Origin of the sequence: Streptomyces sp. NPDC090032 (genome assembly GCF_044748025.1) — a bacterium.
Taxonomy (GTDB): Bacteria; Actinomycetota; Actinomycetes; order Streptomycetales; family Streptomycetaceae; genus Streptomyces.
Genome location: NZ_JBIVFF010000021.1, coordinates 12,212 through 34,906 on the forward strand (window position 1 = coordinate 12,212; position 22,695 = coordinate 34,906).

Consider the following 22,695-nt stretch of genomic DNA (forward strand, 5'->3'; position numbering starts at 1 on the left):
TTGCCCCCTTCAAGCAGGCAACGAAGCGGCTTGCGCGCCGGTTCCATATGCGCGCGCCAGGGGCGCGTGACCCCGGTCACGTTGCCCGGGCAAATCGGACACCATCTTTGTGCACGCGTTCACAAAGACATAGCCTGCATTCGACGGGGCGGTCCTGGGACGTACGACCGCCCGCAGCCCCGCTCTACCCGCAGGAGCACCGTGGCAACTGGCCGAACTCACCGACCGGCGACCCGCAGCCGAGGAATTCCCGAGGCCACCGTCGCCCGCCTTCCGCTGTACCTCCGGGCCCTCACCGGCCTGTCGGAACGCTCGGTTCCCACGGTCTCCTCCGAGGAGCTCGCGGCCGCCGCGGGGGTCAACTCCGCGAAGCTGCGCAAGGACTTCTCGTACCTCGGTTCCTACGGCACCCGCGGTGTGGGCTACGACGTCGAGTACCTCGTCTACCAGATCTCCCGCGAGCTCGGCCTCACCCAGGACTGGCCGATCGTGATGGTCGGTATCGGTAACCTCGGCGCCGCCCTGGCCAATTACGGCGGGTTCGCCTCCCGCGGCTTCCGTGTCGCCGCCCTGATCGACGCCGACCCGGCGATGACCGGCAAGTCCGTCGCGGGCATGGCCGTGCAGCACGCCGACGACCTCGAGAAGATCGTCGACGACAACGGCGTCTCCATCGGCGTCATCGCGACCCCCGCGGGCGCGGCCCAGCAGGTCTGCGACCGGCTCGTCGCCGCGGGTGTCACCTCGATCCTCAACTTCGCGCCGACCGTCCTGACCGTCCCGGACGGCGTCGACGTGCGCAAGGTCGACCTCTCCATCGAGCTCCAGATCCTCGCCTTCCACGAGCAGCGCAAGGCCGGCGAGGGCCAGGACGACTCGGCGGACGAGGCCGACGCCGAGACCCCGGCCGCCGCGGCGAAGCCGGCCCGCAAGGGACCCGACGGGGATGTCCCCGCCGTGATGCCGGCATGAGTCTCCTCGTCGTAGGCCTGAGCCACCGCAGCGCCCCCGTGAGCGTCCTCGAGCGCGCCGCGCTCTCCGCGGACGCCCAGGCGAAGCTGCTCCAGGACACGCTCGCCGCGGAGCCCGCCGTCGAGGCCTCGGTGCTCTCGACGTGCAACCGCATCGAGCTGTACGCCGACGTGGACAAGTTCCACGCGGGTGTCGCCGAGCTCTCGACGCTGCTCGCCCAGCACAGCGGCGTCGGTCTCGAGGAGCTCACTCCTTATCTTTACGTGCACTACGAGGACCGGGCCGTCCACCACCTCTTCTCGGTGGCGTGCGGGCTGGACTCGATGGTCGTGGGCGAGGGCCAGATCCTCGGCCAGATCAAGGACGGCCTCGCGCGCTCCCAGGAGCTGCACACCGCGGGCCGCCTCCTCAACGACCTGTTCCAGCAGGCCCTGCGGGTCGGCAAGCGGGCCCACTCGGAGACGGGGATCGACCGCGCCGGCCAGTCCCTGGTCACGTTCGGCCTCGAACAGCTGGCCGCCGGGCAGGCCGTCGACGTATGGGCCAAGGACAAGCGCGCCCTGGTGATCGGCGCCGGATCGATGTCCTCGCTGGCCGCGGCGACGCTCGCGCGCGCCGGGGTCGCCGAGGTCGTCATCGCCAACCGCACGCTGGAGCGCGCCGAGCGGCTCGCGCAGATCCTGAGCGAGCCCGGCGGTACCGGGGTGGCCGCGCGAGCGGTTCCCATGGACGCCGTCGGCGACGAACTGACACGTGCCGATGTCGTCGTCTCCTGCACCGGAGCGACCGGGCTCGTCCTGACCGAGGCCGAGATCCTGCGCGCCACCGAGGGACGTAAGGGCGGCCTCTCGCTGCTCGACCTCGCGATGCCGCGTGACATCGACGGCGCCGCACACCGCATCGGCGGGGTGCGTTTCGTCGACATCGAGTCGCTCGCGCAGGCCTCGGCCGACGCTCCGATGGCGGCCGATGTGGACCAGGTGCGGGGCATCGTCTCCGACGAGGTCGCCGCGTTCGGCGCCGCTCAGCGCGCCGCGACCATCACGCCGACCGTCGTCGCCCTGCGCACGATGGCCGCCGACGTGGTCGCCGGCGAGATCGCGCGGCTCGACGGGCGCCTGCCGGAGCTCGACGAGAAGCAGCGCGCGGAGATCACCCAGACCGTGCGGCGCGTCGTGGACAAGCTCCTGCACGCGCCGACCGTGCGGGTCAAGCAGCTGGCCGCCGAGCCCGGCGGTGCCGGATACGCGGACGCGCTGCGGACCCTTTTCGACCTCGACCCGGAGGCGGTCGCCGCCGTCTCGCGGGCCGATCTGAACGAGCTGAACGAGCCGGTAGCCAAGAATCGAGGCCGGGCATCATGACGGACAGGGCACTCAGGCTCGGGACCAGGCGCAGCAAGCTCGCCATGGCCCAGTCCGGGCGCGTGGCTGAGGCAGTACGGCAGGTGACGGGACGGCCCGTCGAGCTGGTCGAGATCACCACGTACGGCGACACGACCCGCGAGCACCTGGCGCAGATCGGCGGCACCGGCGTGTTCGTCGTGGCGCTGCGCGAGGCGCTGCTGCGCGGTGACGTCGACTTCGCCGTGCACTCCCTCAAGGACCTGCCGACCACGCCCCACCCGGGCCTCACGCTGGCGGCCGTGCCGCTGCGCGAGGACCCGCGCGACGTACTCGTCGCCCGCGACGGACTGACCTTCGCGCAGCTCCCGAAGGGGGCGCGCGTCGGTACCGGTTCGCCGCGCCGCATGTCGCAGCTGAACGCGTTCGCGCGCAGCCACGGCATGCACATAGAGACCGTGCCGATCCGCGGGAACATCGACACCCGCGTCGGTTACGTGCACAACGGGGAGCTCGACGCCGTCGTGCTCGCCGCCGCCGGACTGAACCGGATCGGCCGCATCGGGGAAGTGACGGACTTCCTCGCGGTCGACACTGTTCTGCCCGCCCCCGGCCAGGGGGCCCTGGCGATCGAGTGCGCCGCGTCCGACGCGGACCTCGCCGCCGTGCTCGGAGAGCTCGACGACTCGTTCACACGAGTCGCCGTGACCGCCGAGCGATCCCTGCTCGCCGCCCTGGAGGCCGGTTGCAGCGCACCTGTGGGTGCACTGGCCGACCTGCTGGCCGACGGGCAGATTGCCAACGAAATGCGCCTGCGCGGCGTCGTCGGTACGACCGACGGCTCCGCTCTGGTGCAGCTGTCCACCACCGGTCCCGTGCCCGAGACGGAAGACCAGGCGCTCGCGCTCGGTCGTGAACTCGCTGCCGAGATGCTCGCCAAAGGCGCGGCCGGTCTGATGGGGGAGCGAGCACTTTGAGCCCCACCACCTCTGACCCTTCTCCCACCTGGGCAACCGGGCACGTCACCTTCCTCGGTGCCGGTCCCGGAGATCCAGGACTACTGACGCTGCGCGCCGTGGAGGCGCTCGCCCGAGCGGATGTGCTGATCGCCGAGCCCGAAGTGCTCGACGTCGTCCGCACCCACGCCAAGGCGGGCGTGACCGTCCTCGGCGCGGAGGGCCCGGGCACACCGGCGCAGACGGTAGCTGACGATGCGTCAACCGCCGTCTCTGTCCCCGCGTTGAGGGACTGCGCCAATCTTGTCATGGAGGCCGCGCGGAGCGGCAAGCGGGTCGTGCGTGCCGTCAGCGGCGACCCCGGACTCGACACCTACGCGACCGGGGAGATGCTGGCCTGCGCGGCCGACGGGCTCTCCTTCGAGGTCGTGCCCGGCATCGCGGCGGCCGTCGGTGTGCCCGCGTACGCCGGTGTTCCGCTGCGGGACGCGCAGGGCGCGGACGTGCGGTTCGTCGACGCCCGCACGGCCTCCGAGCGCTGCTGGACCGAGGTCGGCGCGTCCGACGGCACGGTCGTCGTCTCGACGACGCTCGACGCGGTGGCCGCGGCCGCCGGTGAGCTGGTCGCGGCGGGCCGCAAGCCGGACACCCCGCTGACCGTCACGGTCGCCGGTACGACGACGCGCCAGCGGACCTGGTCCGCGACGCTCGGCACGATCGCCCAGACCTTCAAGCAGGCGAAGGTGCTGCCCTCCCCGGAGGGCGGTCGCCCCGTCATAGCCGTGGTCGGCGAGCGCTCCGCGGCCGCTCAGCGCGACCAGCTCTCGTGGTTCGAGTCCAAGCCGCTGTTCGGCTGGAAGGTCCTCGTGCCGCGTACCAAGGAGCAGGCGGCGTCGCTCTCCGACCAGCTCAGCTCGTACGGTGCCGTGCCGCACGAGGTGCCGACGATCGCCGTCGAGCCGCCGCGCACGCCCCAGCAGATGGAGCGCGCGGTCAAGGGCCTCGTCACCGGGCGCTACGAGTGGATCGCCTTCACCTCGGTGAACGCGGTCAAGGCCGTGCGCGAGAAGTTCGAGGAGTACGGGCTCGACGCCCGTGCCTTCGCCGGGATCAAGGTCGCCGCGGTGGGCGAGCAGACCGCGAACGCGCTCATCGCGTTCGGCGTGAAGCCCGACCTCGTGCCGAGCGGTGAGCAGTCCGCCGCCGGTCTCCTCGAGGACTGGCCGCCGTACGACCCGGTCTTCGACCCGATCGACCGTGTCTTCCTGCCGCGCGCCGACATCGCCACCGAGACGCTCGTCGCCGGGCTCATCGAACTCGGGTGGGAGGTCGACGACGTGACCGCCTACCGGACCGTGCGGGCTTCGCCGCCGCCGGCCGACACGCGTGAGGCGATCAAGGGCGGCGGGTTCGACGCCGTGCTGTTCACCTCGTCGTCGACCGTGCGGAACCTGGTGGGTATCGCCGGAAAGCCGCACAACGTGACCGTGATCGCGTGCATCGGCCCCGCGACGGCCAAGACCGCCGAGGAGCACGGGCTGCGCGTGGACGTGATGTCTCCGGAGCCGTCGGTGCACCGGCTGGCGCAGGCGCTGGCCGACTTCGGTGCCAGGCGGCGTACGGCCGCGCTCGAGGCGGGGGATCCTGTGTCCCGGCCGAGTGAGCGGCGGCCCGGGGCCCGTCGCAGGCGCGCGGCGCCGTAGGACTGTGATGGGGTGGGCGCCGGCCAAGGGCGCCCGCCCGCAGCAGTAGTTGAGACGTGGAGTGTCGGTGTGACTGAGTACGGATCCTTCCCGGGGGCGCGGCCGCGGCGGCTGCGCACCACCCCCGCCATGCGGCGCATGGTCGCCGAGACGCGGCTGCACCCGGCCGATCTGATCCTTCCCGCGTTCGTGCGGGAGGGCATCAGCGAGCCGGTCGAGATCGGGTCCATGCCCGGTGTCGTGCAGCACACCCGGGACACCCTGAAGAAGGCGGCCGTCGAGGCGCTGGAGGCAGGGGTCTCCGGGATCATGCTCTTCGGTGTGCCGGAGGACGCGAAGAAGGACGCCCTCGGGACGGTCGGTACGGACCCCGACGGCATCCTTCAGGTGGCGCTGCGCGACGTGCGCGCCGAGGTCGGTGACGACCTCATCGTCATGTCGGACCTGTGCCTCGACGAGTTCACGGACCACGGGCACTGCGGTGTCCTGGATTCCGAGGGGCGCGTCGACAACGACGCGACGCTGGAGCGGTACGCCGAGATGGCGCAGGTCCAGGCCGACGCGGGCGCCCATGTCGTGGGCCCCAGCGGCATGATGGACGGGCAGGTCGGGGTCATCCGCGACGCGCTCGACACCATCGGCAAGGAGGACGTCTCGATCCTCGCCTACACCGCGAAGTATTCGTCGGCGTTCTACGGGCCCTTCCGTGAGGCCGTCGGCTCGTCGCTGACCGGCGACCGCAAGACGTACCAGCAGGACCCGGCGAACGTGCGGGAGTCCCTGCGGGAGCTGGCGCTCGACCTCGAAGAGGGCGCCGACATGGTGATGGTCAAGCCGGCCGGCCCCTACCTCGACATCCTCGCCAAGGTCGCCGAGTCCGTGGACGTGCCGGTGGCCGCGTACCAGATCAGCGGCGAGTACGCGATGATCGAGGCCGCCGCGCAGCGCGGCTGGATCGAGCGTGACCGGGCCATCATGGAGACGCTGCTCGGCATCAAGCGGGCCGGCGCGAACATGATCCTCACGTACTGGGCGACGGAGGTCGCACGCGGCCTGTGACCGCGCCCGACCCCCTGAACTCCCGCTGCCCCGCCGGCACTTGTCCGGTGGGGCAGCTTTTTTGCGTCCTCTCACTCACCAGTTCAGCGCGTCGCTCATCGACTGCTGCCAGTACGTGACCTTGAGGGAGTCGTCGATGTAGACGCCCTTCGCGGGCAGCGCGGCCTTGGCGCCGGGGCCGCCGTCGTTCGTGTTGCGGCCCTGGAAGAACACCTCGAGCGTCTTCTCCGTACGCCCGTTGGCGCCGCCGCCGTCGTCGCCGCCGGAGAGCGCGACGCCCGCGTAGGCGGACTGGCCCGGGGACAGGGAGACCACCGCCTGCGGCTGCGAGTCGTCGATCACCGGCGGGACCGACTGGGCCTCGCCGAAGCGGACCGCCGGGTAGCCGTACAGGTCGCAGCGCTTCGAGCCGGTGTTGGTCACCGTCAGGAGCATGTGGTTGATGGGGCGCGTGACGGACTGGGCGGCGACCTTGACCGTGGAGCCGTTGCAGGTGACGCGGGCGGTGGAGGTGGCGGGCTTGTCCTTGCCGGTGGAGGCGGGCTGAGGCTTCGGCTTGCTGGTGGCGCCATTTCCGGTGCCGGAGCCGGAGCCTGATCCGGAGTCGGTGCCCGTTCCCGTGCCGGAGCCCGTCGTGGTTCCGGCGACCGTGTCCTTGCCGTTGTCGCCGTCGGCCGGCGTCGAGTTCGACGGCTGCTGCGACGACCCCTCGTCGCGGACCCCGCCCCCGTCGTTGCATGCGGTCAGGGAGAGCGCTGCGAGGGCGACCGTGGCGGCGGCCGTGAGGAGGCGGACACGGGAGCGGGTGGGTGCGGCGATGGACATTGGTGAGCCCCTTCGGTAGCGGCGTGCTTGGATGACCAGAGCTTGTGCGGTGATCCGTCCCAATCGCCAGCACCACAGGACCACTTGGGACGCTGGAACGTTCGTACCGGCTCTGACCTGGGGAAATGGTGGTGCCCTGGAATGCCGGTCTGGGATGAGGGGGGTTGGAGAACGGTGGCTGAGGCTGACGGGACGGCCGAGTTCGCGGCGCGCTTGCGAGGGCTGAAGGAGCGGTCCGGGCTGAGTTACGGCGTGCTCGCGAAGCGGCTGCACATGAGTACGTCGACGCTGCACCGGTACTGCAACGGGGACGCGGTGCCGGTCGACTACGCGCCGGTCGAGCGGTTGGCGCGGCTGTGCAAGGCCGCTCCCGAGGAGCTCGTCGAGCTGCACCGGCTGTGGGTCCTCGCGGACGCGGCGCGCAGGACGAAGCCGGCGGCGACAGCGGGGGAGCCGGCGGCCGAAGCGGCGGAGCCGGCGGCCGTAGCGGTGGAACCCGTGGCGCCCGTGCCCGTGCCCGATGCGGAGCCCCTGCCCAGCCCGGCCCCGGAGCGCGTACTCAACCCGGCGGCCCCGGAGCCCGCACCCGCCTCGACCTCCCCGAAGAGGCGCCGCTCCCGGCGTGCGGTCGTGCTCGCCGCCGCTCTGGCCGTCGTCGTGGCCGGGGGAGCCGGCGCGTTCGCCGTGCACTTCGCCAATGACGGGAGCGGCGAGGGCGGCGGTCGGAAGGATCGCTCCGGGGCCGCCTCGTCCGTCACGCCGGGAGCGCGCTCCGCGGACCCGTCCGGCAAGGCGTCCCCGTCGGCGAGCCACCAGCGCAAGCCTTCCGCGGGCCCGTCCCGCAGCGACGCCCCGGACGACGGCGCGCCCGGCGCCCCGTCCGCCCCGGCGGCAGACGAGGGGGGCACCGGCACCCCGCTGACCGTCGCCACCACGCCGTACGTCTACGAGAGCCCGTGCAGCCAGCACTTCCTGATCGACCGGCCGCCGGCCCAGGTGCCCCCGCCGCCCCTCGAACAGGACGCCCCGACCTGGGTCGGCGCGCTCGGCGCGGTCGCGTCGGGGGAGCAGCTCATCAAGCTCACCGTTCAGGGGACCGGCAGCGACACCGTGGTCCTGGAGGACATGGACGTCCGCGTCATGAAGTCCGGTGCGCCGCTCGCGTGGAACGACTACTCGATGGGCGTGGGCTGCGGGGGCAACGTCGACACGAAGTCGTTCGGCGTGGACCTCGACGCGCCCCGCCCGGTCTCGGCGCCGAAGAACGGGCAGCGCGACTTCCCGTACAAGGTCAGCGAGAGCGACCCCGAGGTCTTCTACGTCAAGGCGAACGCCAAGGCCCACGATGTCAGCTGGGTCCTGGAGCTGAAGTGGTCGAGCGGCTCCCGCCACGGCGTCCTGAAGGTCGACGACCAGGGGCGCGCGTTTCGCACCAGCGCCGATGTCGGCCGCCCCGGCTACGACTACCCGATCGGGGCGGGCAGCTGGGGCGAGCGCGTCGACGGGTAGCCGCCGGCCCACTGAACGACTGTGCCCCCGCCGGGGACTTCCGGCGGGGGCACAGCCGTCGTATCGGGCTGCTGAGTCGTCGTATCGGGCTACCGGGTATCGGAAGACCGAGGCCGGGTCAGAGGCGCTCGGGCGTCCTGATGCCCAGGAGCGCCATGCCCTGGTGCAGCGTGCGGGCCGTCAGGTCGCACAGGAACAGCCGGTTCTCGGCGACCTCCGGCGCGGGCGCCGGCTTCACGACCGGGCACTGGTCGTAGAACGTCGTGTACAGGGACGCCAGCTGGTACAGGTACGCGGCCAGCTTGTGCGGCTCGTACGACGACGCCACCTCGGCCAGCGTCTCGCCGAACTGGTCCAGGTGCAGGCCGAGCGCCCGCTCCGCCGGGGCCAGTTCGAGCTCCGGGTGCGCGACGGGCCTGCGGTCGCCCGCCTTGCCGAAGATCGAGCGGATACGGGCGTACGCGTACTGGAGGTACACGCTCGTGTCGCCGTTCAGCGACACCATCTGGTCCAGGTCGAACTTGTAGTCCCGCACGGCGGAGGTCGACAGGTCGGCGTACTTCACCGCGCCGATGCCGACGTACTCGCCGTTCTCGACGATCTCCTCCTCGGTCAGGCCCACCTTCTCGGCCTTCTCGCGCACGACGGACGTGGCGCGGTCGATCGCCTCGTCGAGGAGGTCCACCAGGCGCACCGTCTCGCCCTCACGGGTCTTGAACGGCTTGCCGTCCTTGCCGAGGACCGTGCCGAACGCCAGCTGGTGCGCCTTCACTTCATCGTTCAGCCAGCCGGCGCGGCGGGCCGTCTCGAAGACCATCTTGAAGTGCAGCGACTGGCGGGCGTCCACGACGTACAGGAGCGTCGACGCCTTGAGGTTCTGGACGCGGTCCCGGATCGCGGAGAGGTCGGTCGCGGCGTAGCCGTAGCCGCCGTTCGACTTCTTGACGATGAGGGGGACCTTGTTGCCGTCGGGGCCCAGGACGTCGTCGAAGAAGACGCACAGCGCACCCTCGGAGCGGACCGCGACGCCCGACTCCTCAAGGATCCGGCAGGTCTCTTCGAGCATGTCGTTGTAGCCGGACTCGCCGACCACGTCCGGGTCGTCGATCTGCATGTCGAGCTTGTTGAAGACCGAGTAGAAGTAGATCTTCGACTCGTCGACGAACCGCTGCCACAGGGCGAGGGTCTCCGCGTCCCCGGCCTGGAGGGCCACGACGCGGTCCCGCGAGCGGGCCTTGAACTCCTCGTCGGAGTCGAAGAGCGCGCGCGAGGCCTTGTAGAGCCGGTTCAGCGACGACATCGCCGCCTCGCCGTCCTTCTCGCTGCCCTTGCCGGCCTCGTGGTCCAGCTCGTGCGGGTGCTCCAGGAGGTACTGGATGAGCATGCCGAACTGGGTGCCCCAGTCGCCGATGTGGTGGCGCCGGACGACCTTCTCGCCGGTGAACTCCAGGATCTCGACCATCGCGGCGCCGATCACGGCGGACCGCAGGTGGCCGACGTGCATCTCCTTCGCCACGTTCGGCTGGGCGTAGTCGATGACCGTCGTGCCCGCGTCCTGCCGGAACGGCACGCCGAGGCGGTCGTCGGCGGCGCGGGCGGCCAGGGTCTCGATGATGGCCTTGTCGGCGATCGTGATGTTCAGGAAGCCCGGCCCCGAGACCTCGACGTCCTTGATCACGTCGTTGGCAGGGAGGGCGTCCAGGACCGTCGCCGCGAGCTCGCGGGGGTTCGCCTTCGCCTTCTTCGCGAGGGCCAGGATGCCGTTGGCCTGGAAGTCGGCCCGGTCACTTCGTCGCAGCAGCGGGTCGGCGGCGCCGGGCTCCGGCAGGGCAGCCGAGAGGGCGTCCGCGAGACGCTGGTGGACGGAAGCGGTGAGGGACGTGACCGAGGCCATGGGTGAGGTGCCGTTCTGCTCGGGTGCCTGGGTTTCTCCATATACAGAGAAGCTCAGTATCCCACGCGGTGAAAAGCGGTTTTCGCGGATGGGGCCGCAGCTGGGAGAATGGAACGGTCAGGCGTCCCTGACGCACACCACGTATGAGGAAGAAGGACGTGCCGATCGTGGCTCAGAGCACAGAGACCACCGACTGGGTCTCCCGTTACGCGGACGAGGTCATTGCCGAGTCGGAGCGTCGTGCCCCGGGCAAACCGGTCGTCGTCGCGTCCGGGCTCTCCCCGTCCGGCCCCATCCACCTGGGGAACCTGCGCGAGGTCATGACCCCGCACCTGGTCGCCGACGAGGTCCGCCGCCGCGGGTACGAGGTCCGGCACCTGATCTCCTGGGACGACTTCGACCGGTACCGCAAGGTCCCGGCCGGTGTCCCCGGCGTCGACGAGACCTGGGCCGAGCACATCGGCAAGCCGCTCACCTCGGTCCCGGCGCCCGCAGGGTCGGCGTTCCCGAACTGGGCGGAGCACTTCAAGGCCGCGATGACCGGGGCGCTCGGCGAGATGGGTGTCGAGTTCGACGGCATCAGCCAGACCGAGCAGTACACGTCGGGCGTCTATCGCGAGCAGATCCTGCACGCGATGAAGCACCGCGGTGACATCGACGCGATCCTCGAGCAGTACCGCACGAAGAAGAACCCGGGCAAGAAGCCGCAGCAGAAGCAGCAGAAGCCGGTCGACGAGGCCGAGCTGGAGGCCGCGGAGGGCTCCGGCGCGGCGAACGAGGACGACGGCAGCGGCGGCGCGGGCGGCTACTACCCGTACAAGCCGTTCTGCGGCGCGTGCGGCAAGGACCTCACCACCGTCACGTCGTACGACGACGAGACGACGGAGCTGTCCTACACCTGCACCCTCGACGGCCACACCGAGACGGTCCGGCTGAGCGAGTTCAACCGCGGCAAGCTGGTCTGGAAGGTCGACTGGCCGATGCGCTGGGCGTTCGAGGGCGTGATCTTCGAGCCGTCCGGTGTCGACCACTCGTCCCCGGGCTCGTCGTTCCAGGTCGGCGGGCAGATCGTCGGGATCTTCGGCGGCAAGCAGCCGATCGGCCCGATGTACGCGTTCGTCGGGATCAGCGGCATGGCGAAGATGTCGTCCAGCAAGGGCGGGGTCCCGACCCCGGCCGACGCGCTCCAGATCATGGAGCCGCAGCTGCTGCGCTGGCTGTACGCCCGCCGCCGGCCCAACCAGTCGTTCAAGATCGCCTTCGACCAGGAGATCCAGCGGCTCTACGACGAGTGGGACAAGCTCGCCGCCAAGGTCGCCGACGGCTCCGCCCTGCCGGCGGACGCCGCCGCGTACACGCGCGCCGTGGGCACCGCGGCCGGTGAACTGCCGCGCACCCCGCGGCCGTTGCCGTACCGCACCCTGGCCTCCGTCGCCGACATCACCGCCGGCGCCGAGGACCAGACCCTGCGCATCCTCAGCGAGCTCGACCCGGAGAACCCGGTCACCGCGCTCGACGAGGTGCGGCCGAGGCTGGCCAAGGCGGAGACGTGGATCAGCAAGTACGTGCCCGCCGAGTCCCGCACCCTGGTGCGCGACGAGCCGGACACGCAGGCGCTGGCCGCGCTCGACGACGAGGGCCGCGAGTCGCTGCGGCTCCTCCTCGACGGCCTGGACTCGCACTGGTCCCTCGACGGCCTGACGCACCTCGTCTACGGCGTGCCGAAGGTTCAGGCGGGCTTCTCGCCGGACGCGACGCCGAAGGAGCTGCCGCCGGAGATCAAGACGGCCCAGCGGTCGTTCTTCGCGCTCCTGTACGACCTGCTCGTCGGCCGTGACACGGGGCCGCGACTGCCCACGCTGCTGCTCGCCGTGGGCGCGGACCGGGTGCGCAAGCTGCTCGGGGCGTAAGCGCTCCGCGCAAGCTCCGTACAAGTGAAGGAAGGGCCGCACCGGATGCTCCGGTGCGGCCCTTCCTCATGTGCGGGGTGGGGTCAGGCGATGTGGTTCTCGATGAACTCGTTGTTCAGGCGGGCGGTGAACTCGTCCATGTAGCGGTGCAGATCGCGTGTTTCCAGCTTCAGGCCGTACGTCGCCTCGATGTTCGCGGCGAACGCGCCGGGTGTCGGCATGCCCTCACCCTCTATCGACTTCTTGAACACCTGGTAGAAGCCGTCCTCGTTGGGCGCCTCCTCCTCGGCCACGGGGATGCCGTCACCGAGCGGCCGAGTGCGGCCGGGACCGGCGGGCACAGGGAACTCCGGGTCCTGGGGCTGGGGCTGTGCCTGGGTCTGGGCGGGGATGAAGGCCTGCGCCTGGGCCTGGGCGGGGATGAAGGCCTGGGGCTGGGGCAGGTCCTGCTGGCCCTCGTACCACTGCTCGTACTCCTGCTCGGGGTCGTACGTCGGGTCGTAGCCGCCGTCGTACGACGCGGGCTGCGGCGGCGCCTGGAACCACGGGCTCGCCTCCTCGGCGGCGGGGGGCTCGCCGGGCGTCTCCTGGGCGACGGGCGTGGCCGGGGCCGCCTGGACCAGTTCGGGCGCGGCCGCGACCGGTGCCGGGGCCGGGGGCAGCAGCGCGGGCTCGATGCCTGCGGCGGCCAGACCGGCGGGGGCGGTCTCCGCGAGCGGGACGCCGTAGCGCGCCAGGCGCAGCGGCATCAGGGACTCGACGGGAGCCTTGCGGCGCCAGGCGCGGCCGAAGCGGGACCGCAGCCGCGCCTGGTAGACCAGACGCTCCTGCTCCAGCTTGATGACGGCCTCGTAACTGCGCAGCTCCCACAGCTTCATGCGGCGCCACAGCAGGAAGGTGGGCAGCGGGGAGAGCAGCCAGCGTGTGAGGCGCACGCCCTCCATGTGCTTGTCGGCGGTGATGTCCGCGATCCGGCCCACCGCGTGCCGCGCCGCCTCGACCGAGACGACGAAGAGGATCGGGATGACGGCGTGCATGCCGACGCCGAGCGGGTCGGGCCAGGCCGCCGCGCCGTTGAACGCGATCGTCGCGGCCGTCAGCAGCCACGCGGTCTGGCGCAGCAGCGGGAACGGTATGCGGATCCAGGTCAGCAGCAGGTCCAGGGCGAGGAGTACGCAGATACCCGCGTCGATGCCGATCGGGAACACGTAGCTGAAGTTCCCGAACCCCTTCTGGAGCGCGAGCGAGCGGACGGCCGCGTACGAACCCGCGAAACCGATGCCGGCGATGACCACCGCTCCGGCGACGACCACGCCGATGAGTATGCGGTGCGTCCGTGTCAGCTGTGGCGCGGCCACACGTGCTCCCCTCCCTGTACGCCTTGTTGCGCGCAACAGCCTCGCACATCGGCAAGGGGGCCCGTGGCCCGGTACGGCCGGAGCCCGGCCCCATAAGGGACCGGGCTCCGCAAAAGGCGTGGCCGGCAGGCGAGTTGGGACCCACCGGATGCCGACCGGCGGCCATGGAAGGCCACTTGGCGGGCGGATGCCTAGGTCGTCAGGACGTCATCAGGACTTGGAGGAGGCCTTGTCCGAAGGCTTTGCCGAGGTCGTCGCGGACGACTTCTCGGACGGCTTGTCGGACGTCTTGCCCGAAGGCTTGTCCGACGGCTTCGAGGAGGCCTTGTCCGAAGCCTTGTCCGACGGCTTGGCCGAGGCGGAACCCGCCTGGTCCGAGCCGCCCGCCCCGTTCGCCGAGAGGACCGCCGCGACGGCTTCCTTCGCGGCCTTCTCGGCGTCCTTCACCAGCTCGTCGGCGCCCGGCGTCTTCTCGCCCGCGAGGCCCGCACCGTTGTAGTCGATCGTGATGACGACGTTCTCGACGCGCGCGACGACCGTCTGCTGCTTGAAGGTGCCTTCCTTCTTCTTCAGCTCGTACGTCACCGCCGTCGCCTCGTCGCCCGTACCGCTGACCGGCTGCGACTTCGGGGACTTCGCGCCGTCCACGGACTGCGCGTCGGTCACCTGCTTGGTGAAGTACGCGTGCGCCAGCTTGTTGCCGCTGCCGCGCGCCGCGTCCGAGTCGAAACGCATCAGCGACGCGTTCAGCCAGCGGAACTGCGAACCCTTCACGCCCTTGTTGTCGAGGCTCGACCAGGAGCAGGTGCCCCGCACGGCCTCGTCGTCGGAGGCGCCCGCCTTGCCGGACTTCGCCTCCGGCACGAGATCGTCGAGCGTCTTCTTCGAGATCGCGGCACACGGCTGCGGCAGGGAGTCGTACGCCGCCGCCTTCACCTTGGCGGCCGCGTCGCTCGCGGACGCCGACGCCTTCGAAGAGCCCTTGCCCGCCCCGTCACCGGAGTCCGAGTCGGAGGAGCAGCCGGATGCCACGAGGATCACCGGCACGGCGGCTGCGCAGACAAATATGCGGGTGAGTCGCTTGGTCGGTCGGTGCATGGTTCCTTATTCTCCGGGTTTGCCTGGTACGTACCCGAGAGGTGCGGCCCGGGTCCGATGGGCCACCGTACGCCCAAGCCGGGCAGTGCGGCTCCGCTTCCGCGGACCCGCGCGCCCGCCGTACCACCGGTTACCCGCCCAGCGTCCCGGCCAGCTTGCGGGCCAGTTCCCGGGCCCTGTCCTGCATTTCCTTGCTGTCCGGCACCTTCGCGGCGGGGCCCGGCTGCTGCTCGTACTCGACGGTCACGATGACGTTGGACGTGCGGAACACCACAGTCACCGTGCGGTGGCCGCCGGCCGAGGCGGAAGGCGTCAGCTGGTCGTCGAGGAACGCCTCGTCGCCGAGGCCGTCGAGGATGCGGGGCTGCAGGTTGACGCCCGGTGCGGAGTCGTCCGACGGGCTCGACGAGGCGTCACCGGAGGCCGCGTCGTCGTCCCCCTTGCCGGACTTCTCCCCTTCCTCCGCCGTGGCCTTTCCCGTGCCGTTGTCGGTGCTGGTGTCTGTGCTCTCCGCCGTGCTTTCCCCGGCGTTGTCGCCGGTGCCCTTGTCGTCACCCTTGTCGGAGTCGTCGGAGGAGGGGTGGGACGGGGTCGGTGACGTCGTCTCCGTCGGGGCCGGCTCCGGCAGATGCGCCGCGACCCGCTTCGACGTGAAGACCTGACCGGCCTCCGTGTCGTCGCTCACCGCGTTGTCGTAGGACACGACCCGCTCGAAGTCGACCAGCAGGCGATGCGTCGCGTCCGTCCCGTCGTCCTTCCAACGGCAGCCCACGCGCCGGTCCGTGTCGTACGTGACCGTGGCCGCGCCCTCGTACGCCTTGTCGCGCTGGTCGCCCTCGGGGAGTGCCTTGATGCCGGGCAGCATCTTGTCGAGGGTGCCGCGGTCGGGCTGACGGCACGGTTCGGGCAGGGTGCGGTACTTGCCCGGCCGGGCGGCCACGGCGCTCGTGCCGACGTCGCCGGGCTTCGAGTCGGTCGCTTCGCCGGTGGCACCCGAACCTCCGGTGCAACCGGTGAGCAGCGCTGCGAGGAGCGCGGCGACGCCGGGTACGTACGCCTTCCGCTGCACGGTGATGGCCCCTCTCGGCAAGGTGACACGTCGTCGGACGTGCATATTCGGTTGCCGTCGCAGGACGGCTGATGGACACAATGTGTATCGCACGCACTGCTGTGAACGCCGGTCCGATATCCCATTCGTTGACCTTGGCGCCGGTATTTGCGATTTCCGACTTTTGATCGAGTAAGAGAACGTACGGGAACGTACGGGGGAAACGAGGACACTATGTCGTATGTAGAGGTTCCGGGGGCGAAGGTGCCGATCCGGATGTGGACGGATCCGGCTTCGGTCGAGGACGTGGCGATGCAGCAGCTGCGCAATGTCTCGACGTTGCCGTGGATCAAGGGTCTGGCAGTGATGCCCGATGTGCACTTCGGCAAGGGCGCGACGGTCGGCTCGGTCATCGCGATGCACGGCGCGGTCTGCCCGGCGGCGGTCGGTGTGGACATCGGCTGCGGGATGTCGGCGGTGAAGACGTCTCTGACGGCGAACGACCTGCCCGGGGACCTGTCCCGGCTCCGCTCGAAGATCGAGCAGGCGATCCCGGTGGGCCGTGGCATGCACGACGACCCGGTCGACCCGGGCCGGCTGCACGGGTTCGGTGTGGCGGGGTGGGAGGACTTCTGGGGGCGGTTCGAGGGGGTCGCGGACGCGGTGAAATTCCGGGAGGAGCGGGCCGCCAAGCAGATGGGAACGCTAGGCTCCGGTAATCATTTCTGGGAGTTTTGCCTCGATTCGGACAACTCGGTCTGGGTCATGCTCCATTCGGGTTCGCGGAACATCGGAAAGGAGCTGGCCGACCACCACATCGGCGTCGCGCAGAAGCTCGCGCACAACCAGGGTCTGGTCGACCGCGACCTCGCCGTCTTCATTGCGCAGACCCCGCAGATGGCGGCGTACCGGAACGACCTGTTCTGGGCGCAGGAATACGCGAAGTACAACCGCGAGGTCATGATGGCGCTTTCCCTGGACGTGATTCGCCGCGAGTTCAAGAAGGCGAAGCCGACGTTCGAGCCGGTGATCTCCTGCCACCACAACTACGTGTCGGAGGAGCGGTACGACGGCATGGACCTTCTCGTCACCCGCAAGGGCGCGATCCGCGCGGGTTCCGGCGAGTACGGGATCATCCCGGGCTCCATGGGCACGGGCTCGTACATCGTGAAGGGCCTCGGGAACGTGGCGTCGTTCAACTCGGCGTCGCACGGCGCCGGCCGCCGGATGAGCCGGAACGCCGCGAAGAAGCAGTTCTCGACGAAGGACCTGGAGGAGCAGACGCGGGGCGTGGAGTGCCGTAAGGACTCCGGCGTCGTGGACGAGATCCCGGGCGCCTACAAGCCGATCGAGAAGGTCATCGACCAGCAGCGCGACCTGGTCGAGGTCGTCGCGAAGCTGAAGCAGGTCATCTGCGTCAAGGGCTGACGCCGGCACCGCGAAAAACGTCCACCGGGGCAACCCGGTGGACGTCTGCGACCGTCCTGGGGTCAGAGCTTCAGGAGGGCGGGGCCTACTTCGCGTGGGTGACGGCGTAGATCATGACCAGAGCCACCAGGTGGATGCCGAAGAGGAAGTAGGCCAGGTACCACCACATGTGGCGTTCGCCGCGCTTTTCCTCCGCGCGGCGGCGCTCGTCCGCCTCGCGCTCCAGGATCTCCAGCGGGTCGGGGGGTTGCGGAGGCATCACAGTTCCCTGTGAACCTTGGTGTTGGAGGCCTGCGCGCGGGGGCGGACGACGAGCAGGTCGATGTTCACGTGGCTGGGGCGGGTGACCGCCCAGGTGATCGTGTCGGCCACGTCGTCCGCGGAGAGCGGTTCGGCGACGCCCGCGTAGACCTTCTCGGCCTTCTCGGTGTCGCCGCCGAAGCGGGTCAGGGCGAACTCCTCCGTCTTGACCATGCCGGGCGCGACCTCGATGACGCGGACCGGGGTGCCGACGATCTCCAGGCGCAGGGTCTCGGTGAGGACGTGCTCGGCGTGCTTCGCGGCCACGTAGCCTGCGCCGCCCTCGTACGTGCTGAGGCCGGCGGTGGAGGAGAGGACGACGACGGTGCCGTCGCCGCTCGCGGTGAGCGCGGGGAGCAGGGCCTGGGTGACGTTCAGCGTGCCGATGACGTTCGTCTCGTACATCTGGCGCCACTGGGCGGGGTCACCCGTCGCCACGGGGTCGGCGCCGAGCGCGCCGCCCGCGTTGTTCACGAGGACGCCGATGGTCTTGAAGGCCGTGGCGAACTCGTCGACCGCGGCGCGGTCCGTGATGTCGAGCGCGTAGGCCGCCGCCTGGTGGCCCGCGTCGTTGATCTCGGCGGCCAGCGCCTCGATGCGGTCCTTGCGGCGGGCGGTGAGCACGACCCGGTATCCGGCCGCCGCCAGCTGTCGTGCGGTGGCTGCGCCGATTCCGCTGCTCGCGCCGGTGATGACGGCGATGCGGGAGGCGACTGCGGGCGCGGCGGCGGTCATGGCTTGCTCCTCGTGCGGGCGATTCGACTCCCGTCAGGATAGGCAGGCTGCGCGCGGGGGTGTCACCGGCCGCCGCGGGGCGCGTACATGATCACGGCCATGCCGGCCAGGCAGATGAGGGCGCCGGTGACGTCCCAGCGGTCGGGCCGGTAGCCGTCCGCGACCATGCCCCAGGCGATCGAGCCCGCGACGAAGACGCCTCCGTACGCGGCGAGGATGCGGCCGAACTCGCCGTCGGGCTGGAGCGTGGCCACGAAGCCGTAGATGCCGAGGGCGATGACGCCCGCGCCGATCCACGCCCATCCCCTGTGTTCGCGCACGCCTTGCCAGACGAGCCAGGCACCGCCGATCTCGAAGAGGGCGGCGACGACGAAGAGGAACGCGGAGCGGGCGACGAGCATGCGGGACAGGCTGCCATGCCGGCCGCACGCGGCTGCCCCACGGTCACCTGTTGGACGGCGCCTGCGGGGCGGGATGCGTGGGATACATCAGGAGACCCGCGTGGCGGTGATCGGCGATCAGCGGTCGGTGGTCGTGGTTCGTGACCGAGGACGAGATGGCGGAGAGAACATGCTGGTGAGGCGTGCAGTAGGGCGTGGGCGTGGGCTTGGTGTGAGGCGTGGGCTCGGGGCCGTCGGGCTGAGCGCGGTCGTGGTGCTGGGGGCCGGTCCCGCGGTCGCCGACGGGCCTCGGCCGCGGCCCGTTCCGGAGGTCGATCTGGCGTATCACGGGCAGATCACCATGTCCGGGGGCCGGGTGGAGACCCGGCTCGTCCCGCAGAACCACGGTCCGTCGTCGGTGGCGGACGCCACGGTGCGGTTGCGCTGGTCGGCGCCGGTCACGGACGTGCGGAGGCTGCCGCCGATGTGTGTGCGGGCGGACGTGCGGACGGTGCTGTGCCGTACGGGTCCGCTGCCGGCGGACAGCAGGGGCAGGCGGATCTGGCTGCCGGTGCGGCTGGCGGGGGCGCCGTCGGAGGTGGCGGTGCGGATCGACACGATGTGGAGCAGTGGCACAGCGGACCGCAACCCGCAGAACAGCACCCATCAGGTGCTGGCCCTGGACACCGGGGACGTCTACTACTTCTGACAGGTCTCAGCCGGGTCCTTGGACGGACGCGCGCCGCTGACGGTCCCCAGGTCGAGGTGCCAGTCGTGGCAGCGGATCGCGCGGCCCTTCGGGTACTCGACGTCGCAGGGGCCGCGCAGGGTGAAACCGGCGCTGCGGCAGACGCCGTTCGACGCGGGGTGGTCGACGGGCGGGAAGGCGTGCAGGTGGCGGATGCCGGCCCGGTCGGCGGCCGCGTGCGCGGCGACGAGCCGGGCGGCCGCGGCGGCGATGCCGCGGCCCTGATGGCCGGGCAGGACGCCCCAGCCGGTCTCCCAGACCCGTTCGCCCTGCCACGGTGTCGCCCAGTAGCCGATGGAGCCGGCCGCGGGGGTGCCGGGCCCTGTGGTGATGCGGAACATCCGGCCGTGTCCGTCGAGCACGGACAGGGCGAGGTAGCGCCGGTGGCGGTCCATGAGCTGGTCGAGGGTCTCCTGGCCGCCGAGGTGGGCCGTCATCTCGGGCGCGTTGTTCTTGAGGAGGAGGCCGAAGTCGTCCTCCGTCCAGGGCACGAGGCCTATGTCCGTCATCTTTTCCCCGACCGTCCTGTGTTCGGTGCTGGTGCTGTTGCTGTTGCTGGTGCTGTTGCTGGTGCTGGTGCTGGTGCTGGTGCTGGTGCTGGTGCTGGTGCTGGTGCTGGTGCTGTGCGTCGTCGAGTCATTCAGCCATCGACTCATCGACTCATCGGTTCCTCGGTGCGTAGGCGGTCGGTGGTACGCCCACGGTCGCGGTGAAGTCTCTGACGAGGTGGGCCTGGTCGGCGTACCCGAGGTCGGCGGCGAGCGCGGCCCAGCTGACGGCGGCGTCCGATCCCGCGCGTTCGAGGGCCTGGTGGATGCGGTGGCGCAGGATGATCCACTTCGGTCCGACGCCGACGTAGGCGGAGAAGAGGCGTTGCAGGGACCGTACGGAGAGGCCTTGTGCGGCCGCGAACCCGCCGACGCGGTGCACGGTGGTGTCGGTGCGGATGCGGTCGACGAGGTCCATGGCGAGGTCGGCCTGCGGGTCGTCGGCAGCGCCGCGGGCGAGCAGGAAGGCGTCGAGTGCGGCCACGCGCGCGTGCTCGTCGCTGGGACCGGTGACCGCCAGGGCGGCGTCGGCCGGGGCGCCGGTGAACACGTCGCCCACGGGCAGCTCCCGGCCCGTCCACTGGAGGACCGGTGTGTCCGGGGCGTAGGGCCGGAAGCCTCCGCTGCGGAACTTCACCCCGCATACCCGGCCGCGCCCCGTCAGTTTCCTGGTGAACGGGCCGAGCGCGACGCCGGTGACCACGCCGACGGGCGTGCCCGTCGGCCCTTCGTCGCCCCCACCCCCGTGGCCCCCGCCGCCTCCGCTGTCCCCGTCGTCGTATAGCTCGAAGGTCAGGTTGACCGAGGGGTGCGGGACGACGTGCGAGGCGTAGGGCTCGGCGAGGTCCCAGTCGATGAACCAGTAGTTCTCGACGTAGCGGCGCAGCGGCTCGGCGGGCTCGTGGCGGCGGAACCGTACACGGGTCAGGAGCTCGTCCGGGTCGACGATGCCGCGGGTGTCACGGCGGAGTGCGGCCATGGCCGGATCGTATGTCGCCTTTCTTCAAGACGGGGCCGGGTTCCGGTCGACCTCACGGTCGACCCCGGGGGAATAGGGGCGGGGCCGTCACCGTTGGAGGGTATAGTTGAATCATCAACAACCTCGAAGGGTGAGCGCCATCATGCAGTTCGGGATCTTCAGCGTCGGGGACGTCACAGCCGATCCGACGACGGGCCGTACGCCGAGTGAGCACGAGCGCATCAAGGCCATGCTCGCCATCGCGCTGAAGGCGGAGGAGGTCGGGCTCGACGTCTTCGCCACCGGCGAGCACCACAACCCGCCCTTCGTGCCCTCCTCGCCGACCACGATGCTCGGCTATCTCGCGGCCCGCACCGAGAACCTGATCCTCTCCACGTCGACGACGCTGATCACCACGAACGACCCGGTGAAGATCGCCGAGGACTTCGCGATGCTCCAGCACGTCGCGGACGGCCGGGTCGACCTGATGATGGGCCGCGGCAACACCGGCCCGGTCTACCCCTGGTTCGGCAAGGACATCCGCGAGGGCATCAACCTCGCCGTCGAGAACTACGCCCTGCTGCGTCGCCTGTGGGACGAGGACGTCGTGACGTGGGAGGGCAAGTTCCGTACGCCGCTGCAGTCCTTCACCTCGACGCCGCGCCCGCTCGACGGGGTCGCGCCCTTCGTGTGGCACGGTTCGATCCGCTCGCCGGAGATAGCCGAGCAGGCCGCGTTCTACGGCGACGGGTTCTTCCACAACAACATCTTCTGGCCGATGGAACACACCAAGCAGATGGTGAACCTCTACCGCCGGCGCTTCGCCCACTACGGGCACGGCGCCCCCGAGCAGGCCATCGTCGGGCTCGGCGGCCAGGTGTTCATGCGCAGGAACTCGCAGGACGCGGTGCGTGAGTTCCGCCCGTACTTCGACAACGCGCCCGTCTACGGACACGGTCCCTCCCTGGAGGACTTCACCTCGCAGACCCCGCTGACCGTGGGATCCCCGCAGCAGGTGATCGAGCGGACGCTCGGCTTCCGGGAGCACGTCGGTGACTACCAGCGCCAGCTGTTCCTGATGGACCACGCCGGTCTGCCCCTGAAGACCGTTCTGGAGCAGCTGGACATCCTCGGCGAGGAAGTCGTGCCGGTGCTGCGCAAGGAGTTCGCTAACGGCCGCCCGGCGAACGTGCCGGACGCTCCGACGCACGCGTCGCGCGTCGCGGAGGCGGAGCTGAAGGCCCAGCAGGACCAGAACGAGAAGGAGGTGCCGGCCGTATGAAGCTCGTCGTCGTGTCGGCGGGGCTGAGCGCCCCGTCGTCGAGCAGGATCCTCGCGGACCGGCTCACGCGGGCGGTGACCTCGCAGGTCGCGGGCGTCGACGCCGCCGTGGACGTGGATGCCGACGTGGACGTGACCGTCGTCGAACTGCGGGACCTGGCCGTCGAGATCGCCCACAACCTGGTCACCGGGTTCCCCGGGCCCGCCCTCAGTGAGGCGCTCGACGCGGTGGCCGGGGCGGACGGCCTGATCGCCGTGTCGCCGGTGTTCTCGGCCTCGTACAGCGGTCTGTTCAAGTCGTTCTTCGACGTGCTCGACAAGGACGCGCTCACCGGGAAACCGGTGCTCGTCGGGGCGACCGGCGGCACGCCGCGGCACTCGCTCGTCCTGGAGCACGCGATGCGTCCGCTGTTCGCGTATCTGCGGGCCGTGGTCGTGCCGACCGCCGTCTACGCGGCGTCGCAGGACTGGGGCGCGGAGGGTCTTGAGCAGCGCGTCGAACGGGCGGGCGGCGAGCTCGCACGGCTCATGACCGGCCTCGCGGCGGCCCGCCCCGCGCCGGTGGAGTGGGGCGACGACGTCATCCCCTTCGAGCGGCAGCTTGCCGCGCTGCGGGTGGAGTAGGCGGAGGTCACGTAGGCA

The 22,695-nt window shown here is 70.7% G+C and carries 21 protein-coding genes; 10 read left to right on the forward strand and 11 right to left on the reverse strand.

The features are described from left to right. Nucleotides 1-201 precede the first annotated feature (201 nt). The 5 genes from ACIPWY_RS36905 (at nt 202) to hemB (ending at nt 6,033) form a co-directional block, all read left to right on the forward strand. Nucleotides 202-972: a redox-sensing transcriptional repressor Rex gene (locus ACIPWY_RS36905; protein WP_362908531.1), complete on the forward strand. Its 771-nt coding sequence runs from the start codon at nt 202-204 to the stop codon at nt 970-972. Beyond that, nucleotides 969-2,336: a glutamyl-tRNA reductase gene (locus ACIPWY_RS36910; protein ID WP_401536724.1), complete on the forward strand. Its 1,368-nt coding sequence runs from the start codon at nt 969-971 to the stop codon at nt 2,334-2,336. The genes ACIPWY_RS36905 and ACIPWY_RS36910 overlap by 4 nt, the downstream gene beginning before the upstream one ends. Then, nucleotides 2,333-3,292: a hydroxymethylbilane synthase gene (hemC, locus tag ACIPWY_RS36915; protein WP_362908533.1), complete on the forward strand. Its 960-nt coding sequence runs from the start codon at nt 2,333-2,335 to the stop codon at nt 3,290-3,292. Before ACIPWY_RS36910 ends, hemC begins: the two co-directional genes overlap by 4 nt. Next, entirely contained in the window at nt 3,289-4,974 is a 1,686-nt protein-coding gene (locus ACIPWY_RS36920) for a uroporphyrinogen-III synthase (protein WP_362908534.1), read from the forward strand. Before hemC ends, ACIPWY_RS36920 begins: the two co-directional genes overlap by 4 nt. Nucleotides 4,975-5,043: 69 nt before the next feature. After that, entirely contained in the window at nt 5,044-6,033 is a 990-nt protein-coding gene (hemB, locus tag ACIPWY_RS36925) for a porphobilinogen synthase (protein ID WP_362908535.1), read from the forward strand. Nucleotides 6,034-6,108: 75 nt separating this feature from the next. On the opposite strand, the gene ACIPWY_RS36930 is transcribed toward hemB, so the two are convergent. Continuing rightward, the gene (locus ACIPWY_RS36930) at nt 6,109-6,858 is read right to left on the reverse strand and encodes a DUF4232 domain-containing protein (RefSeq protein ID WP_401536727.1); all 750 of its coding nucleotides are present in this window, start codon (nt 6,856-6,858) and stop codon (nt 6,109-6,111) included. Between the two features lie 174 nt (nt 6,859-7,032). Here ACIPWY_RS36930 and ACIPWY_RS36935 point away from each other — a divergent pair, with 174 nt between their 5' ends. Then, on the forward strand, nt 7,033-8,367 hold the full coding sequence (locus ACIPWY_RS36935; RefSeq protein WP_401536729.1) for a helix-turn-helix domain-containing protein: 1,335 nt from the start codon (nt 7,033-7,035) through the stop codon (nt 8,365-8,367). 118 nt (nt 8,368-8,485) lie between these two features. Here ACIPWY_RS36935 and argS read toward each other — a convergent pair whose 3' ends face one another. After that, nucleotides 8,486-10,261 (reverse strand): arginine--tRNA ligase, encoded by a 1,776-nt coding sequence (argS, locus tag ACIPWY_RS36940; protein WP_401536731.1) that lies wholly within the window; start codon nt 10,259-10,261, stop codon nt 8,486-8,488. A 158-nt stretch (nt 10,262-10,419) separates the two neighbouring features. On the opposite strand from argS, the gene lysS reads away from it, so the two are divergent. Beyond that, a complete protein-coding gene (gene lysS, locus ACIPWY_RS36945; protein ID WP_362908539.1) occupies nt 10,420-12,171 on the forward strand; it encodes a lysine--tRNA ligase in 1,752 nt (583 codons plus the stop codon). Nucleotides 12,172-12,254: 83 nt separating this feature from the next. Here the strand turns inward: lysS and ACIPWY_RS36950 are convergent, their stop codons facing one another. The 3 genes from ACIPWY_RS36950 to ACIPWY_RS36960 all read right to left on the reverse strand — a co-directional run bounded on the left by ACIPWY_RS36950 (nt 12,255) and on the right by ACIPWY_RS36960 (nt 15,696). Further along, a complete protein-coding gene (locus tag ACIPWY_RS36950) occupies nt 12,255-13,529 on the reverse strand; it encodes a DUF2637 domain-containing protein (protein WP_401536733.1) in 1,275 nt (424 codons plus the stop codon). A 210-nt stretch (nt 13,530-13,739) separates the two neighbouring features. Further along, nucleotides 13,740-14,627 carry a DUF3558 domain-containing protein gene (locus ACIPWY_RS36955; RefSeq protein WP_401536735.1) on the reverse strand — a complete coding sequence of 296 codons (888 nt, stop codon included), beginning with the start codon at nt 14,625-14,627 and terminating at the stop codon, nt 13,740-13,742. Nucleotides 14,628-14,757: 130 nt separating this feature from the next. Beyond that, nucleotides 14,758-15,696, reverse strand: a complete 939-nt coding sequence (locus ACIPWY_RS36960) for a DUF3558 domain-containing protein (protein ID WP_401536737.1) — start codon at nt 15,694-15,696, stop codon at nt 14,758-14,760. 213 nt (nt 15,697-15,909) lie between these two features. On the opposite strand from ACIPWY_RS36960, the gene ACIPWY_RS36965 reads away from it, so the two are divergent. Continuing rightward, nucleotides 15,910-17,103 carry an RtcB family protein gene (locus ACIPWY_RS36965; protein ID WP_362908543.1) on the forward strand — a complete coding sequence of 398 codons (1,194 nt, stop codon included), beginning with the start codon at nt 15,910-15,912 and terminating at the stop codon, nt 17,101-17,103. 85 nt (nt 17,104-17,188) lie between these two features. Here ACIPWY_RS36965 and ACIPWY_RS36970 read toward each other — a convergent pair whose 3' ends face one another. From ACIPWY_RS36970 to ACIPWY_RS36995, 6 genes are all read right to left on the reverse strand, one after another. Next, complete coding sequence (locus ACIPWY_RS36970; protein WP_362908544.1) at nt 17,189-17,362, reverse strand: hypothetical protein; 174 nt, start codon at nt 17,360-17,362, stop codon at nt 17,189-17,191. Then, nucleotides 17,362-18,138 carry an SDR family NAD(P)-dependent oxidoreductase gene (locus ACIPWY_RS36975; protein WP_362908545.1) on the reverse strand — a complete coding sequence of 259 codons (777 nt, stop codon included), beginning with the start codon at nt 18,136-18,138 and terminating at the stop codon, nt 17,362-17,364. Before ACIPWY_RS36975 ends, ACIPWY_RS36970 begins: the two co-directional genes overlap by 1 nt. Nucleotides 18,139-18,200: 62 nt before the next feature. Continuing rightward, a complete protein-coding gene (locus tag ACIPWY_RS36980; RefSeq protein WP_393705475.1) occupies nt 18,201-18,539 on the reverse strand; it encodes a YnfA family protein in 339 nt (112 codons plus the stop codon). A gap of 324 nt (nt 18,540-18,863) precedes the next feature. Beyond that, nucleotides 18,864-19,136, reverse strand: coding sequence for a hypothetical protein (locus tag ACIPWY_RS36985; RefSeq protein WP_401536740.1), 273 nt, complete (start codon nt 19,134-19,136; stop codon nt 18,864-18,866). A gap of 81 nt (nt 19,137-19,217) precedes the next feature. Further along, nucleotides 19,218-19,757: a GNAT family N-acetyltransferase gene (locus ACIPWY_RS36990; RefSeq protein ID WP_401536781.1), complete on the reverse strand. Its 540-nt coding sequence runs from the start codon at nt 19,755-19,757 to the stop codon at nt 19,218-19,220. A 169-nt stretch (nt 19,758-19,926) separates the two neighbouring features. Then, a complete protein-coding gene (locus tag ACIPWY_RS36995; RefSeq protein ID WP_401536742.1) occupies nt 19,927-20,793 on the reverse strand; it encodes a DUF6597 domain-containing transcriptional factor in 867 nt (288 codons plus the stop codon). Nucleotides 20,794-20,935: 142 nt separating this feature from the next. Here ACIPWY_RS36995 and ACIPWY_RS37000 point away from each other — a divergent pair, with 142 nt between their 5' ends. Next, complete coding sequence (locus ACIPWY_RS37000) at nt 20,936-22,054, forward strand: LLM class flavin-dependent oxidoreductase (protein WP_393705506.1); 1,119 nt, start codon at nt 20,936-20,938, stop codon at nt 22,052-22,054. Beyond that, entirely contained in the window at nt 22,051-22,677 is a 627-nt protein-coding gene (locus ACIPWY_RS37005) for an FMN reductase (protein WP_362908549.1), read from the forward strand. Before ACIPWY_RS37000 ends, ACIPWY_RS37005 begins: the two co-directional genes overlap by 4 nt. The last annotated feature ends 18 nt before the right edge of the window (nt 22,678-22,695 follow it).